The sequence below is a fragment of the Nocardia violaceofusca NBRC 14427 genome (genome assembly GCF_963869435.1).
GTDB lineage: Bacteria > Actinomycetota > Actinomycetes > Mycobacteriales > Mycobacteriaceae > Nocardia > Nocardia aobensis.
On sequence record NZ_CAWMPM010000031.1, the window covers coordinates 22325 to 37193 of the forward strand.

14 protein-coding genes are annotated in these 14869 nt (G+C 69.2%); 8 read left to right on the top strand and 6 right to left on the bottom strand.

The genetic code is table 11. From position 1 onward, the window contains the following. Positions 1 to 7: 7 nt before the first annotated feature. Together AC5592_RS24585 and AC5592_RS24590 are read right to left on the bottom strand one after the other, a co-directional pair. Complete coding sequence (locus AC5592_RS24585) at positions 8 to 1576, bottom strand: glycosyltransferase family 39 protein (RefSeq protein WP_063065536.1); 1569 nt, start codon at positions 1574 to 1576, stop codon at positions 8 to 10. Further along, positions 1573 to 2997, bottom strand: a complete 1425-nt coding sequence (locus tag AC5592_RS24590; protein WP_063065537.1) for a condensation domain-containing protein — start codon at positions 2995 to 2997, stop codon at positions 1573 to 1575. The genes AC5592_RS24585 and AC5592_RS24590 overlap by 4 nt, the downstream gene beginning before the upstream one ends. A 249-nt stretch (positions 2998 to 3246) precedes the next feature. Between AC5592_RS24590 and AC5592_RS24595 the strand changes: the two genes are divergently transcribed. After that, a complete protein-coding gene (locus tag AC5592_RS24595) occupies positions 3247 to 4293 on the top strand; it encodes an alpha/beta hydrolase (protein ID WP_063065538.1) in 1047 nt (348 codons plus the stop codon). On the opposite strand, the gene AC5592_RS24600 is transcribed toward AC5592_RS24595, so the two are convergent. Continuing rightward, the gene (locus tag AC5592_RS24600) at positions 4290 to 5177 is read right to left on the bottom strand and encodes an IclR family transcriptional regulator (protein ID WP_063065539.1); all 888 of its coding nucleotides are present in this window, start codon (positions 5175 to 5177) and stop codon (positions 4290 to 4292) included. The two genes, AC5592_RS24595 and AC5592_RS24600, sit on opposite strands and share 4 nt — an antisense overlap. Positions 5178 to 5242: 65 nt before the next feature. Between AC5592_RS24600 and AC5592_RS24605 the strand changes: the two genes are divergently transcribed. The 4 genes from AC5592_RS24605 to AC5592_RS24620 all read left to right on the top strand — a co-directional run bounded on the left by AC5592_RS24605 (position 5243) and on the right by AC5592_RS24620 (position 9349). After that, entirely contained in the window at positions 5243 to 6703 is a 1461-nt protein-coding gene (locus AC5592_RS24605) for a hypothetical protein (protein ID WP_371507451.1), read from the top strand. A 400-nt stretch (positions 6704 to 7103) separates the two neighbouring features. After that, on the top strand, positions 7104 to 7850 hold the full coding sequence (locus AC5592_RS24610) for a DUF8020 domain-containing protein (protein ID WP_036507978.1): 747 nt from the start codon (positions 7104 to 7106) through the stop codon (positions 7848 to 7850). A gap of 108 nt (positions 7851 to 7958) precedes the next feature. Then, on the top strand, positions 7959 to 8357 hold the full coding sequence (locus AC5592_RS24615; RefSeq protein WP_036507975.1) for a BlaI/MecI/CopY family transcriptional regulator: 399 nt from the start codon (positions 7959 to 7961) through the stop codon (positions 8355 to 8357). Beyond that, positions 8354 to 9349, top strand: a complete 996-nt coding sequence (locus AC5592_RS24620) for a M56 family metallopeptidase (RefSeq protein WP_036507971.1) — start codon at positions 8354 to 8356, stop codon at positions 9347 to 9349. Before AC5592_RS24615 ends, AC5592_RS24620 begins: the two co-directional genes overlap by 4 nt. A 52-nt stretch (positions 9350 to 9401) precedes the next feature. On the opposite strand, the gene AC5592_RS24625 is transcribed toward AC5592_RS24620, so the two are convergent. Both AC5592_RS24625 and AC5592_RS24630 read right to left on the bottom strand, forming a co-directional pair. After that, positions 9402 to 10028: a hypothetical protein gene (locus tag AC5592_RS24625; RefSeq protein WP_036507968.1), complete on the bottom strand. Its 627-nt coding sequence runs from the start codon at positions 10026 to 10028 to the stop codon at positions 9402 to 9404. 56 nt (positions 10029 to 10084) lie between these two features. Beyond that, the gene (locus tag AC5592_RS24630; protein ID WP_036507966.1) at positions 10085 to 11065 is read right to left on the bottom strand and encodes a helix-turn-helix transcriptional regulator; all 981 of its coding nucleotides are present in this window, start codon (positions 11063 to 11065) and stop codon (positions 10085 to 10087) included. 168 nt (positions 11066 to 11233) lie between these two features. On the opposite strand from AC5592_RS24630, the gene AC5592_RS24635 reads away from it, so the two are divergent. Both AC5592_RS24635 and AC5592_RS24640 read left to right on the top strand, forming a co-directional pair. Beyond that, on the top strand, positions 11234 to 12028 hold the full coding sequence (locus AC5592_RS24635; RefSeq protein ID WP_063065541.1) for a dienelactone hydrolase family protein: 795 nt from the start codon (positions 11234 to 11236) through the stop codon (positions 12026 to 12028). 4 nt (positions 12029 to 12032) lie between these two features. Next, positions 12033 to 12899 carry an alpha/beta fold hydrolase gene (locus tag AC5592_RS24640; RefSeq protein WP_063065542.1) on the top strand — a complete coding sequence of 289 codons (867 nt, stop codon included), beginning with the start codon at positions 12033 to 12035 and terminating at the stop codon, positions 12897 to 12899. A gap of 211 nt (positions 12900 to 13110) precedes the next feature. On the opposite strand, the gene AC5592_RS24645 is transcribed toward AC5592_RS24640, so the two are convergent. Further along, a complete protein-coding gene (locus AC5592_RS24645; RefSeq protein WP_051024548.1) occupies positions 13111 to 13710 on the bottom strand; it encodes a TetR/AcrR family transcriptional regulator in 600 nt (199 codons plus the stop codon). Positions 13711 to 13807: 97 nt separating this feature from the next. On the opposite strand from AC5592_RS24645, the gene AC5592_RS24650 reads away from it, so the two are divergent. Further along, positions 13808 to 14788 carry a zinc-dependent alcohol dehydrogenase family protein gene (locus AC5592_RS24650; RefSeq protein ID WP_063065543.1) on the top strand — a complete coding sequence of 327 codons (981 nt, stop codon included), beginning with the start codon at positions 13808 to 13810 and terminating at the stop codon, positions 14786 to 14788. Positions 14789 to 14869: the final 81 nt, after the last annotated feature.

The following is a 14869-nucleotide window of genomic DNA, read 5'->3' on the forward strand; positions in this document are numbered from 1 at the left end:
TATCTCCTCAGATACCCGGGTCCAGAATGTCGGTCGTCAGCTCCGGCCACAGCCGCGCCCAGGTGTCGCGCGGCCCGGTGCACCGCCAGATGGTCACGTGGGCGTCGATACCGGGGAACCCACGCGGATCGTCGAGCCGGACGAGAGGTTCGACGATGGAAAACGTTCGGCGCAACCGTGTTTCGGCGGTGTCGGTGTCGACGTAGATGATCGTGGTGATGCCGGGCGGCGGGCGGCCGAACTCCGCGAAACCGCGATCGGGACTGTAGACCGGCGGCAGTTCCGGCGGCCCGAAACGAGCCAGCGCCGCGGCCTGCCAATAGGTCCGGGTCAGTATCGCGGTAGGGGCGTGATCCGGACCGGCTCGTTCGGCGGCGCGCGACACCCCGGCGACGAGCGCGTCCCAGCCGGTGGTGCCCGAAATCCGCATGCGCGTGGACAATTCGGCCCGCGTGGTCACCGGCCGCGGCGGGTCACCCGATGGCAACAGCAGCACCACCCCCAGGGCGATGGCGATCGACACCGCCGCGGCGGTGCAGGCCGTGATTCGCGACCATCGCACGGGCAACCGCTCCACCAGGACGCAGGCACCCGCCGCGAACAGCACCGGCAGCAGCCCGGCAAGGTAGTAGGGACGCCCGCCGGTGACGGCCACGAACATCACCATGACACAGACGGCGACGGCCAGGAAGCGGTGATCGCGCAACCTGCGACCCGCGAATCCCCAAGCAGCACAGACGATCAGCACCGCACCCAGCACTCCGGCCATCGTCACCAGCTGCACCGGCAAGCCGGCTGTCCCGCCTGTCGCCGCCCGCTGTTCGTCGCGGATCACCGCGCCCATGGCCAGCTGCGGCCAGCCGTGGCGTTCCTGCCACAGCAGTGCCGGCGCCGCCGACACGGCCGCGATACCGGCGGCGGCCCACAGCGCGGGCCGGCGCACGATCTCCCGCGGCCCGCAGCAGGCGATGCCGACGGCGAATGCGCCCGCGACCACGGGCAGCAGCAGTTTCACCTGCAGATCGATCGCCGCGACCACTCCCGCGATCAGCAGCAACCGGTTCGCGCGGGTCCGCACCCAGCGCGCCGACAGCCAGGCGAGAACAGCGACGGCCGTACTGTCGAGGGCGAAGGTCGACAGCGAGGCGGTCTGGGTGACCACATAGGGGCAGCAGGCATATCCGACCGCGGCCAGGCTCCGCGCGGCACGGCCGCCGCCGAACTCCCGCGCCAGCGCCGCGGTGACGACGATCGCCGCCACTGCGGCCAGGATGGCCGGCAGTCGCAGCACGGTCAGGGAGTCGGGCGCGACAGCGTGCGCGGCGCGTGCGAGCAGCGGAATCAGCGGTCCCTGATCGACGTATCCGGCGGCCGGGTGATATCCGGCGGCGACGAAGTACAACTCGTCGCCGAACCAGTCGTACCGCGCGGACCGGGCCACGAGCACCGCCGCCGTGAGCACCGCGACCGCGCCGACCCACACCGCGCCGGAAGGCATATCGCGACGCGCGACGGCCTCGGTGAAACCGATTCCGGCCGAGGCGGTCTCGCTGTGGCCCGGGGCGCGATCGGTCACAGTAATGCGGCATCGACCCGTTCGGTGCCGGTCAGCGCGATGTCGCGGCACAGCTTCGTCAGCGTCGACAGATATTGCGCCACCGCCTCGTGCGCACGCGGAGTATCCGGGAACACCATGCTCAGCTGGGTGATGTCGGGGAAGCGGTTGATCCACAGGTAGACCTCGCTGGAACTGGCCCGGTTGCCGTACAGCCCGCCGTTGATGCGGTCGAACATCTCCGCGCCCGCCATCCGCCGCACATCGACGTAGGAGACCATCGGCGCCGAGAACCCGAGCCGGGTGTGGATGCGCGGATCGCCGGCGGCCAGTTCCAGCACCCGGTGCACGCACACCTGCGCCAGTTCCTTCGCCGCATCGGCCTGGGCCTGGGCGCGGCCCACCAGGGAGGTGAACGTCTCGTCCGGCCGTACCGCCACCGCGACCGGCACCAGGCTGGTGTACCAGCCGATCGCACCCTGCTCCCCCGGGGTCGAGCGGGTATTGACCGGTGTGAACACGAAATATTTGTCCCTGCCGGTCAATTCGTGTTCGGTCAGCGCGATCGCGGCGAACACACCACCGAGGAACTTCCCGCCGAAATCCTGGCACACCTGCTCGAACCGCAGCGCCTCCGCCTCCTCGAACAGCGGCACGGTGATCTGCGCGCCCCGGGTGAATCCGCTCGCACCCGGCGCCACGCCGAGGTCCATCGGGAACGACGGCACCGCGCCGTCGTGGCGGATCAGCAGCTCCAGCCAGCGCTGTACCGGCGCGGAGTCGGTGGTGAGCTCGGCGTTGTAGCGCAGTTCCCGTTCGCAGTAGGCGAGATGACCGTCGACCGGTTCGATGGGGACCTGGCCGCCGGACAGTTCGTTGCCGTAGAGCAGCAGCAGATCCACACACGACAGCGCCTGCCCCACACCGTCGGTGTGCAGGTGGTCCACGGCCGCGTAGACGGTGAACGAGTCGCCGCGGTCGATGACGCCGAAACCGAAACAGTCCCAATCGAATACATCACGCGCGTGGCGCTGCACATGGTCGCGGACGGCGTCGCTGTCGGTGATCTCGCCGTAGTCGCACGGCTCGAAATCGATATCGGCCGGGTCGGCGACGTGGCGCGCGATCCGCTCGCCGGATTCGCAGGAGAACCAGCTCCAGAACGTGTCGTGGCGGCGGGCGAACGCGGTGATCGTCCGGGTCATGGCGTCCCGGTCCAGCACGCCGGGAAAGTCGAAGGCGATCATGCACAGCCGGGATGCGCGAGATCCGCTGTCGCGCTGGCGATATGCCGCGCGCAGATATTCGCGCTGCTGGTACGACGGGCCGACCGGGTGTTCCGGGGCGGCCAGGACCGCCGCACGCGATTGCGCAGTGGGTGCCCAGGCGATGAGTCTGCCGGGCTGCGGATGCCAATCGTCGAAGAAGCCGAAACCGACCATGGAAACCCTCGTTTCGTCCAGATGTGACGACCCGCCGGCGCCGGCCGCGCCGCCGAATCACGCGGACCGAGTCAACGGCACCCGCGCCCATCCGCCAACCGTCGCCGTGGAAGTTTGTGACCTTCCCCAGATCCGGTCGAGTCCGATAGGCCGCCGGTCCCAACAGTGGCCGGAATACCTTGCGACCGTGACCTTCGCGGGCCTACCTTGACCGCCGTCCGGACCCGACGGAACGAGAGAGGTAGGCGGATGATTCGCCGCTCACTGCCCACCGCCCTGCTGGCGTCGGTGCTGACCGCGGCGCTGTGCGCGACACCCGCGGTGGCCGACGACCCGCCACCCACCCCGGTGAGCGTCACCGCGCTCACCGCCGCCGCCGAACCCGCCGCAGACGGTGCGCATTTGCTCGGTGTCGAGCAGGAACCCGACGGCATGCTGGATCTGCGCGTGCACTCCGCGGCGATGAATCGCGCGATCGAGGTGAAAGTCCTTCGGGCACCGGATGGTTCGGCCCCGGCGCCGGTGCTGTATCTGCTCAACGGCGCCAGCGGCGGTTCGGAGGCCAGCAGCTGGCCCGAACAGACCGATATCGTCGACTTCTTCCGCGGCAAACAGGTCACGGTGGTGACGCCGATGGGCGGCAACGGCAGCTATTTCGCCGATTGGCGCGCCGACGATCCCGTGCTCGGCCGGCAGAAGTGGTCGAGTTTCCTCACCGCGGAGCTGCCGCCGATCATCGATTCGGCCTTTCACGGCTCCGGCGCGAACGCGGTGGCCGGCATCTCCATGGCCGGCACCTCCGTCTTCCAGCTGGCCCTGGCCGCGCCCCAGCTGTACCGGGCGGTCGGCTCCTACAGTGGCTGCGCGCGCACCAGCGATCCGCTGGGGCAGGCGTTCGTCGACGGCGTGGTACTGCGGTGGCACGGTGATCCGCTGAATCTGTGGGGTGCGCCCGACGATCCGCTGTGGGCGGCCCACGACCCGTACGTCAACGCGGACCGGCTGCGCGGGCTGGCGATCTACGTCTCGACCGGCAACGGAATTCCCGGTCCTCTCGACAATCCGGACGGGCCCGGAATCCACGGCAACACTCGCAAACTCATCGAGCAGCTGGTCTACGGCGGCGTGCTCGAGGCCGCCACCCACAATTGCTCGATCGCGCTGCGGGACCGGCTGACGCAGTTGAACATTCCCGCGACCTTCGACCTGCGCGCGAACGGCACCCACTCCTGGGGCTACTGGCAGGAGGATCTGCACCGCTCCTGGCCGATATTCGACCAGGCCCTGAACCGCTAACGCGCCGCCGCGATTCTCCGTGCGGCGGAGACGGTTTCGCGCACGTACTCGGCGCGCTCGGCTGCACCGACGGCGGCACTGAGCGGGCCGATCTGGACCTCCATCACCACCCGCTCACCGTCGAAGACCGGGACCGCGAGATAGCTGATCGGCAGTGCGCGATCGCTGTCGAGATCGGCTCGGCTGTGCGCCGTGCCGCCGATCGTGGCCAGCAGTGCCAGGACCCGCTCCCGCAACGCCTTGTCCGCGGGCCGGTCGGACAGATGATCGACCACCTCGGCCAGCACTCGCAGCGTGGGCAGGCTGGCCGCGTCCAGACCCCACGCGCAATATCCCAGGGCGCGAACGGTTTCCAACACCTGTTCGAATTCGGCCCGGCGCTCGGGCGGCGCCTGCTGCAACCACGCGCGCTGCGCGGGCAGCCCGGCGTGGGCCAGCACGGCCGCACCCGCCGGAGGGCGCAACGGTATCCGGGTGCCGGCCTCGATTCCGGCCGGGATCAGCCCGGGCCCGCCGGCCACCGCGACGAAGATCGCTTCGCTGCCGGCGATGGAGGTGAGGGCGGCGCCGCAGCCCACCCGTTCGGCCAGCCGCCGCAGTTCGGCCTCCACCCGGTCGTGATCGCGCAGGCGATCCCGTAACCGTCCGCCCAGCACGAGCAACGCGGGACCGGGTTCGTAGCCGAGGTCGGGAAGCCGCCGCACCCAACCGGTTTCCTCCAGAGTGCCCAGGATCGCTCCCATGGTGGAGCGACTCAACCCCAGCGTATCGGCGATCTCCGCCGAGGTCAGCGCACCGTCGTGCGCGGCGAGCAGTTCCACCACCGACACCACCCGCCGGGTCGGCGGCGAGCTTTCGGCCCGTCCGGTGTTGCCAGTCGGCACGGGGTCTCCTAACCTGTCGCGATACGAATAATTGAATCATTCGATACGAATAATCATATCGAGGAGTGCTTGTGCGACGTAAGGGCTTTATCGAGGGCGCGATCACCTCGATCGCTGCCGCCGCGGCGGCGATACTGACCATCGGCGCGGGAACCGCGAACGCCGCGTTCGGCCCACCCCCTCCGGTCGATCCGTATCTCGGGCCGGTCGGCACCGCCACCATGCACGGCGATGCGGAGTCCTCCGACAGCACTCCGCTGCCGGGTGTCGGTACCGGCGCGGTGAACGCGCAGTTCCGGGAACTGGCCGCCGCATGCCCGACCATCCTGCAGGGCGCCGACGGCATGCCGCAGGCGTTGTGCACCACCGTCACCGACCGTTCGCCCAAGATATTCCTGCTCGACCCGAACAGCGGTCAGCCGCTCACGTCGCTGGCACTGCCCAAGGGCGGTCTGCTCGGCGGGGTCTACGCCTATCTGGACAATGCCGATCGCATGGTCATGGTCGACGGTGACGACAATCTGGTGCGGGTCGCGCATACCAAGGAGGGCAATGGCTGGAAGCTGGCCATCGCCTCCTCGACTCCCCTCGCCGCCGCGGTGACCGGCCACTGCGGCGGGAACGGCTGCGACAGCGTCGCCTCGCTGATGCCCGATCGCGACGGCCGGGTGTGGTTCGCCACCGCAAACGGCGCGGTAGGTGCGGTCGATCCGAAAACCGGTTCCGCACAGTCGATCACGCTGCCGGGAGAACACGTCGACAACAGCATCTCGACCGCCCCCGAGGGCACCGCCGTCACCACCGATCACGCCACCTACCTGTTCACCGCGGACGCCTCGGGCGCTCCGCACCAGGTGTGGCGCCAGCCCTACGATCGCGGCCCGGCACGCAAACCGGGGCAACTCAGCTGGGGCAGCGGGGCCAGTCCGACCTTCTTCGGCCCGCGCGACGGTACCGATTATCTGGCGATCACCGACAATGCGGTGCCGCAGGAGAATCTGCTCGTCTACGACACTCGCACCGGCCGCGCGGTCTGCTCGATGCCCGCGGTGGACGGCACCGAGAACTCGCCGATCGGCTCGGGTGACAGCGTCTTCGTGGCGAGCACCTACGGCTATCCGTATCCGGCGCTGCCGGACAACGCCGGTCCGAGCGAGCCGGACAAAGCCGACTTCACCGGCGGTATGGTCCGCATCGATGTGAAGGCCGACGGTAGCGGGTGCACCCGGAAATGGACCAGTGATGTGAAATCCGCTGCGGTCCCCCGGCTTTCCCTGGCGGACGGCAAGATCTACACGGTCGCCCGCAAGAATCAGATCGCCGGCATCGATACCGGCAGCGCCGGAGCGGTGATCGACACCTATCACCTCGTCGCGATCGACGCGGAAACCGGCATAGAGAATTCCAGCCGGTTGATCGGCACCAGCACCGTGCACGACACCCTGCAGATGGTCGGCACGATCGCACCGGGACGCGTGCAATACCAGGGCACCACGACCGGACTGTTCCGGATCACACCGAGCTGAACGACGTTTCGGCTGCCACAGGGGCGAGACCGCTACCGGTCTCGCCCCTGCGATTTTTCGGATCGCTCGAAGATTGCTACTGTCGCCGACGGATACGTACGATCCTCTACTAAATGCGTACGTACATAGTCGAATGACCGCGACGATGTCCGGAAACCGCTCGGCCCATTCGGTTCTCACGTTAAAGGCTTATTACGCAGCTGTATCCGCTTGGTTAGCAACATTTCTCAACCGTAAACGTTTTCGCGTCGTACCTTTACGCGGGTTCGGTACTCGTTAATCTCGGTTCGCGCGGTCCGGATAATCCGGATTTCGCACCGGCAGCGGATAATTCGGCAATTCTCCCTCTGGAATTCCCGATCGCTCGCCGCCTTATCCGATCGACCACGATGAGGATCCGATGAACAAGACCACCCGTTTGGTCTCCGGCGCGACCATAGCTCTGATGGTGACCGGTGCCGTAGCCACCACCGCCACCACTGCGAACGCCGCCACCGGCACGCCCGCGGCCCCCGCCGCCGGCGCACCGATCGCCGCCGACCCGTTCACACTGACGACCGAAATCCTTCCGGGCGTGCGCTACACCAGCAACACGCAGGACGGCTCGGTCAGCATTCAGACCGGACTGGGTTCGCTCACCACGGTGGGCACCCAGTTCCAGGTCAAGGACGGCAGCGGCGCCCTGGTCGCCGGTACCGCCCTGGCCACCTCGCCCAAGGCCGAACAGGCCGCCACCGCACCCGCCTCGCTGCCGGAGACCCAGCAGGCGGCCGCTCAGCAGCCGGCGCCCCAGCCGGCCGCCGTCGAACAACCGGTCACCTCCGCCCAGCCGATCTACACCCAGGACGAGTTCAACTCCGCCCTGAGCGTGGCCGCCACCCAGTTCGGGCTGGCGACCGGTATCGGCAGCCTCGCCGGCGGCGCGGTGGGCGGCATCACCGGCTGCGTGCTCGGCGCGACGATCGGCTTCGCCCTGGTGCCGGAGTTCTTCCTCGGTAGCGGTGCGGCCGGCTGCCTGGTCGGGGCCGGACTCGGTGCCACCGTCGGACCGCTGATCGGCGCCGCCATCCTCGGCGTCCCGGTCGGTATCGCGAGCGCGGTGCAGATGTACAACACCCTCAACGCACCTGCTCCGGCCGCTTCCTGAAATCGGCTCTCCCACCCTGTGGCCCCGTCGTTGCGGCGGGGCCACAGCCGTTCCCGAGGGCTGGGAATGGGTACTATCCCGGTACGTAGTCGATGGTGGAGAGGTGCGATGGCACATCGTTTCGGGGATCTGGAGGCGGTGGTGATGGACCGCATCTGGTCCGCTCCCGACACCATCACCGTGCGGACCGTGTTCGAGGATCTGCTGCGCAGCCGGGAAATCGCCTACACCACGGTCATGACCACCATGGACAATCTGCATCGCAAGGGCTGGCTGGAACGCGAACGCGAGGGTAAGGCCTATCGCTATCGAGCGCGCCTGAGCCGCGAACAGTACAGCGCCCAGTTGATGCGCGAGGCGCTCGGCGGCGGTCGCTCCGATCTGGTGCTCGCCCACTTCGTCGAACAGATCTCCGATGACGACACCGCCGCCCTGCGCAAGGTGCTGCGCCGCGCGAAGACCCGCAATGCCCCTACCGAGCAGCCGGGCACCGAGGTCGCCGAGTGACCCTCGCGCTGTGCCTGCTGGGGTATTCGGCACTGGTCTGCGTTCTCGGCCCGCCGATCCTGACCCGGCTCACCGCGCACGGCAGCGTCCCCGCACTCGGGGTGCTGGCCTGGCTGACCGCGATCGCCGCCGTGCTCGGCGCGTGGGCGGCCGCGGCGGTGGCTCTGGCCGTGCAGGTCGCCCACACCTGGGATCTGCCGATGGCCCACCTGTTCGACGACTGTGTGGTGGCCGTGCACGCGACCGCCGACGGCAGCCACGGTCCGGTCGCGCAGTTCGCGGCGCTGATCTCGGCGCTCGCGCTGATCGGATTCGTCGCGGTGCGGGGCGTGCGGGTGATCGGCGCGGTGGTGCGCGCGGGACGCAGCAGCGCCCGGCACGCACGCTCGGCATCGCTCGTCGGACGGCGCCTGGACGACGACACCGGTGCGGCCGCGGCGGTGGTCATCGATGCGCCGCAACGGGCGGCCTACTGTGTGGCGGGGCGACCGGGGACGGTCGTGGTGACCAGTGCCGCGGTCGCCGCGCTGGATCGGCCGCAGCTCGCGGCGGTGCTCGCCCACGAGGACGCGCATCTGGCCGGGCGGCATCATCTGATCCGCGCGTCGACCCGCGCGCTGACCACCACCCTGCCGCGCATTCCGCTGTTCGCGGCCGCCGACGACCGCATCGCCCAGCTGCTGGAAATGTGTGCCGACGACCGCGCCGCCGGTCGCCACAGCCGCACCGCCGTACTCACCGCGCTGCTCACGCTGTCCGGAGCGACCGGCGATGCCGAGATCCGCTCGCTGCTACCGGATACCGCGCTGGGCACCAGCACACTCGCCGTCGCCGACCGGGTGCACCGGCTGGTGCGCGCCGACTCGCGTACGCGGCGGGCCGGGCGCGGGATTCCGCTCGCGCTGTTCGCCGCTCTCGTCGCCGCGGTACCGGCGTCCGGATATCTGCTGGTGCACTTCGGGATGGCGAGCTGTCTGCCGTTCATCCACTGAAACGGCGACGGGACCGGTTCGCTGCGAACCGGTCCCGCGCACTGTCGTTCGCTCAGTTGTAGAAGGCGCCGAACGACGGGACCGAAATGGTGCCCAGTTGGTACTGGAAACCGTCCGGGTTGGCATCGGAAACGGGGACCGGCCACCGGTGCCAGAGCGTCCCGTACACCGCGGCCACGACCATGCCCGCCCCCGGATCGAAAACCGGCGTGCGGATGGTGGTGTCCACCGGCACGTCGTTGTGTTCGAGCAGGGTTTGGGTGCCGCTGCGCCCGTTCGACAGGTTGTACCAGACGACCTGCAGATTCGCCCCGCCCTGATTCGGGGCGATGGTGCCCGGGCCACCGAAGAAGCCGAGGCGGAAACCGTCGTAGTTCAACGCGATTCCGGACCCGTAGACGCCGGGGCCGGTGCCGCGCCCGATGTCGGATTGGGCGGGAATCTGGAACGGCTGGGCGGGCAGAGCCGCCTGCTCGACGGTCGGACCGGCGGCGAGCAGCCGATCGATTGCCTGTTCGGCCGCCGGATTCCCGGCCGCCGCCGCACGCAGATGCGCGGTCGCCGCGGACCAGTCCACGGCAGCGGGTTCCGCCGCGACGGGACCGGCGAAGACCACGGACGCCGCCGCGGCTGCCGCCGCTGCCGCTGTGAGACGACGGGTGACACTCAGTCGACGCATAACCAGTTCTCCTCGAGTATTCCGGTACAGCTTGCTGAGAAATTGCGTATATCCGGTCACCGTAGCTTTTTCGCCCCCGATTGCGCGGGTGCGGCGCGCTGCAAACGGGCGCCGAGTTCGCGGACATGGTCGGCGAGCTCGGGCGGGGCATCGACGCGGAAGTCGTGGCCGAGCCGCAGCAGTCGCACGACGAGCCATTGCACGGTGTCCGCCTCGGTGCGCAGCCGGCAGGTGTGCTCGTCGACGTCCTCGATCTCGCCGAGCGCACCCGCCGTGGCGCGGACGGTGGCCGCCGGAGCGAACACCGTCACCTCCGCGCGGTACACCGGCGCCATCGAATACAACGAATCGCGAAGGTAGGTGGCCGCGTCCTCGGCGGGTAGTTCCCGTGTCTCGCAGCGCAAGCCGATCGGCTGCGGATTCTCGATGCGGTCGATCCGGAAGATCCGCCAATCGTCGCGCTCGCGATCGAAGGCGACCAGATACCAGCGCTGCCCCGCGGCGACCAGGCGATGCGGGTCGACCAGCCGCCGGGTCCGCGCACCGGAGTTCGAAACGTAACCGAAGCGCAGTTGTTCCCGCCCGCCGATCGCGGCCGCCAGCACCGTCAACACGGCGGTGTCGACCGGCGAATCCGATTCGGCGGCAAGGGTTTCGGTGGCCGCGCTCACCGAACGCACGCGGGCCCGCAGCCGGGTCGGGAGCACCTGTTCGAGTTTGGCCAGCGCTCGCACCGCCGCCTCGTCCGCACCGGGCAATGCGTGCGCGGCGACGGTCCGCAGCCCGATCGCGGTGGACACCGCCTCGTGGTCGTCGAGCAGCAGCGGCGGCATCGCCGTCCCCGCGGCCAGCCGATATCCGCCGTACACGCCCATCGTCGCCTGCACCGGATAGTCGAGCTCGCGCAGCCGATCGATATCGCGGCGCACGGTCCGGGGACTGACGCCCAGTCGCTGCGAGAGCTCACTCCCCGACCATTCGCGCGGTGTCTGCAGCAGCGACAGGAGGGTGAGCAGGCGCTGCGTCGTATCGGTCACCGGCCCATTCTCGCGCAGAACTAGGACAGTTTCCGGCCGCTATGCGCGCTGCTCGCCGAGCGCGTGGTCGGCCACGTCGCCGAGTCAGCACTGGGGACAGCGCGCGGCCTACGGCAGAATGCCTGGGGCGCAACCTGATCGGCAGGTCGCGGCACAGTGGAGGCTGAAATGACCGAGGAAATCGTGGGCCGGCATGCCGAGGTCGAGGTGGACGGTTCACCGATGGCCGTCTATCTCGCGCGACCGGCGCACGGCGGCCGGTTGCCGGTGGTGCTGGTCGGCGCCGAATTGTGGGGCCTGACAGCCGAAGTGCGGGCAGTGGTCGACCGGGTGGCCGCGCTGGGATATGTGGCGGTGGTCGCGAATCTGTATCACCGGTGCGGACCGGAGACCGCCGCCGGACTGGCCGAATCCGACGAGAATCGGGCGCGGGCCTTCGAGCTGCTCGGCACGCTCACCCGCGACGGCGTGGAAGCGGATCTGCGCGCGGCCGTGGCCTTCGCCCGCGAACAGGGTGCGGGCGGCGATACCACCGGCGCACTCGGTTTCAGCCTCGGCGGGCATATCACCTACTTCGCCGCGACCAGGCTGGATCTGGACGCCGCGGCGATCTTCTACCCCGGCTGGCTGCCGGTCGCCGGTACCGCGCTGAGCATCCCGGATCCGCTGCTCGCCCACACCTCGTCGATCGCCGAACGCGGCACCCGGCTGCTGCTCTTGCTCGCCGAGCGCGACCATGTGATCGACGCCGAGCAGCGCGCGGCCATCGACGCCGCACTCGCCCAGGCGGGGGCGGACTACGAAGTGGTCGTCTACCCCGGTGCGCAGCACGCCTACTTCTTCCCCGGACGTCCGGTGCACGACGCGGCGGCCGCGGCCGATTCCTGGCAGCGCGTGACCGAACTGTTCGCCGCGACACTGGGGGCGGTGACCGATGAATTTCCGGCGCCCGCCTCGTCCTAGGAGCATGCAGACAGAAATCCTCAGCACCCCCGAGGCCGATCTCACCTACGACGTCCGCGGTCCGCTGCCCACCGCCGACGGCCGGGCGCCGCTGCTCATGGTCGGCCAGCCGATGACGGCCGACGGTTTCGCCACCCTGGCCTCCTATTTCCCCGACCGCACCGTGATCACCTACGACCCGCGCGGGCTGGGGCGCAGCGTGCGCAAGGACGGGCGCACCGATAATTCACCCGTCGTGCAGGCCGAGGATCTACACGCGCTCATCGAGCACATCGGCGGCCCGGTGGAGATCTTCGCCAGCAGCGGCGGAGCCGTGACCGCCCTGGCCCTGGTGGCCGCCCACCCCGGCGATGTGACCACACTGGTGGCGCACGAACCGCCGATCCTGCCGGCGCTGCCCGACGCGGAAGCGGCCCGTCGCGCACAGATCGGCGTGCGAGATGCGTACGAGGCCAAGGGATTCGGCGCCGGTATGGCCGCATTCATTGCGATGGCGTCCTGGCAGGGCGAATTCACCGACGACTTCTTCACCCTGCCCACCCCCGACCCGGCGCAGTTCGGAATGCCCACCGAGGACGACGGCTCCCGCGACGATCCGCTGGTCTCGGACCGGTCCTGGGCGGTCAGCGGCTACCGGCCCGACGTCGCCGCACTGACGGAGGCCCCGACCCGCGTCCTCATCGCCGTCGGCGAGGAGACGGGGAACGTGCTGACCGGCCGCACCGCGGCAGCGACAGCCGCCCTCCTCGGACAGCAGCCCACCGTATTCCCCAGCCATCACAGCGGTTTCGCCGGCGGCGACGCCAGCTACGCGGGGCAGCCGGAGGCATTCGCACAGCGGCTGCGAGAGGTACTCGACGCCCACCGCTGATCCGGAAACCGTTCACGGCGAGCGCTTTACGACCCCGCGATCTCGCCGTGACGGCCCCCTCGTGCCGGCCGCGCTCAGCCGGCGGTTCGAGCGATCACCGACAGCTGCGCGCTGGTGTTGATTCGTGTTCCAGCAGTCGTGCGCACCGCGGAGCGGCTGTCGTGGGTACGTGGGTGCTGAGCGGGTCGGCGCGGTCGAGAGACTGATGGCGCTAAGTGCGTCCGCCGGGGGCCGGGGCGGGCCGCGGTTGATCTTCGAGGGTGCTCAGGAAGCTTTCGGCAGCATCCTGGACCCGGTCGCGGTCGCCGGTGGCGAGCAGATCGAGTAACAGCCCGCGAATCGTCGCGATGACCAATGTCGCTGTGCGACTTGCTGTCTCGGGATCAGCGCCCGGGGCTCGAGCATCGCGCAGCGAGGCCAGCCAGTCGGTGACGACGTGGTCGAGGAAGTCCGGAAATTGTTCGGGGGCTTGCAGGGCACGTCCGTAGACGGCGAAGAACAACCGGAACTCCGCCTCCCGATCCGGGGCCGACGTCCGCGCCCAGACCGCGCGCGCCGCCGTCGCCAGGTCGGGATGCGCACCGGCCGCATCGCTGGTGGCGTCGAACATCCGCTGTCGCAAACGCTCGAGGATGGCCTGGAGCATGCGCGTTTTGGTGCCGAAGTGGTGCACCAGCGTGGTCGGTGAAACCCCGACACCGGCGGCTACCGGCCGCCAGGACAACTCCGAAAACCCGTGTTCGACGGTGTAATCGACCACCGCGTCCAGCAGTTCGTCCCTGCGCTGACGGTCGACCGGGCGCCCCGCCATCGCCACCTCCCTCGCGTGCGATTGACATTTCTAGAACGACTGTACTATCTCTATTTATAGAACGAATGCACTAGAAATAGCGTGATCAGGAGACCTCATGTCACGAGTCGTCGTGTTCGACGAAACCGGCACCCCCGAAGTCCTGCACATCGTCGACGAGCCGGTCGCCACCCCGGGCGCCGGCGAAGTTCGCCTCAGGATCGAAGCCGTGGGCATCAACCGGCTCGACCAGATGGTACGCACCGGCATGTCACCGCGGCCGATCCGATTGCCGCATGCCCGTCTCGGCGTCGAGGGGACCGGCACCATCGACGCCCTCGGCGCCGGCGTACAGCGATGGGCCGTCGGCGATCCGGTCATCGTCACCGCCGTACCCGACATGGACACCAACGGCACCTACGCCGAACACCTCGTCCTCCCCGTCGACCGGATCATCGCCCGTCCCGCCGGGCTGGACGCCACCGGCGCTGCCGCCTTGTGGGTGGCGTACTCCACCGCCTACGGCGCGCTCGTCGAAAAGGCCGCGATGCGACCGGGCGACCATGTTCTGATCACCGCGGCTTCCAGCGCTGTCGGCCTGGCCGCCATCCAGATCGCCAATCAGATCGGCGCCATCCCCCTCGCCGTCACCCGCCATACCGCCAAGAAGGACACCCTGCTGGCAGCCGGCGCCTCTGCGGTCATCGTCACCGACCACGACGATGTCGTCGAGGCGACGCACCGGCACACCGACGGCGCCGGTGCCGACATCATCCTGGACTCCGTCATGGGCCCCGGCCTGGCGGAACTGGCGAGCGCAGCCACACCGTTCAGCGGCACCCTGATCACCGTCGGCTGGCTCGACCCCAGACCCGCACCGTTCCCCGCCGCCCCGATCACGATGATCCGGTACATGAGCTTCGAGCACACGCTGGATCCGGCAGCGGTCCACCGCATCGCGGCCTTCCTCAACGCCGGAATCCGCACCGGCGCATTACAACCCACGATCGACACCGTGTTCCCCCTCGACGACATCGTCGCCGCCCACCACCACCTGGAAGCGGGAAAACACATCGGCAAAATCGTGGTCACCATCTGACACCGACCGTGCCACCGACCTCCGCGACGCCCCCATGCATTTCGGCACCCGACGGGTCCTGGCACATGCGCGGGACCCGCC

What these genes read in the sequence shown, in the direction of transcription:
- AC5592_RS24625 (WP_036507968.1), bottom strand. Translation starts at nt 10,028, where the DNA reads ATGCGTCGACTGAGTGTCACCCGTCGTCTCACAGCGGCAGCGGCGGCA.
- AC5592_RS24610 (WP_036507978.1), top strand. Translation starts at nt 7,104, where the DNA reads ATGAACAAGACCACCCGTTTGGTCTCCGGCGCGACCATAGCTCTGATG.
- AC5592_RS24640 (WP_063065542.1), top strand. Translation starts at nt 12,033, where the DNA reads ATGCAGACAGAAATCCTCAGCACCCCCGAGGCCGATCTCACCTACGAC.
- AC5592_RS24645 (WP_051024548.1), bottom strand. Translation starts at nt 13,710, where the DNA reads ATGGCGGGGCGCCCGGTCGACCGTCAGCGCAGGGACGAACTGCTGGAC.
- AC5592_RS24615 (WP_036507975.1), top strand. Translation starts at nt 7,959, where the DNA reads ATGGCACATCGTTTCGGGGATCTGGAGGCGGTGGTGATGGACCGCATC.
- AC5592_RS24635 (WP_063065541.1), top strand. Translation starts at nt 11,234, where the DNA reads ATGACCGAGGAAATCGTGGGCCGGCATGCCGAGGTCGAGGTGGACGGT.
- AC5592_RS24650 (WP_063065543.1), top strand. Translation starts at nt 13,808, where the DNA reads ATGTCACGAGTCGTCGTGTTCGACGAAACCGGCACCCCCGAAGTCCTG.
- AC5592_RS24595 (WP_063065538.1), top strand. Translation starts at nt 3,247, where the DNA reads ATGATTCGCCGCTCACTGCCCACCGCCCTGCTGGCGTCGGTGCTGACC.
- AC5592_RS24590 (WP_063065537.1), bottom strand. Translation starts at nt 2,997, where the DNA reads ATGGTCGGTTTCGGCTTCTTCGACGATTGGCATCCGCAGCCCGGCAGA.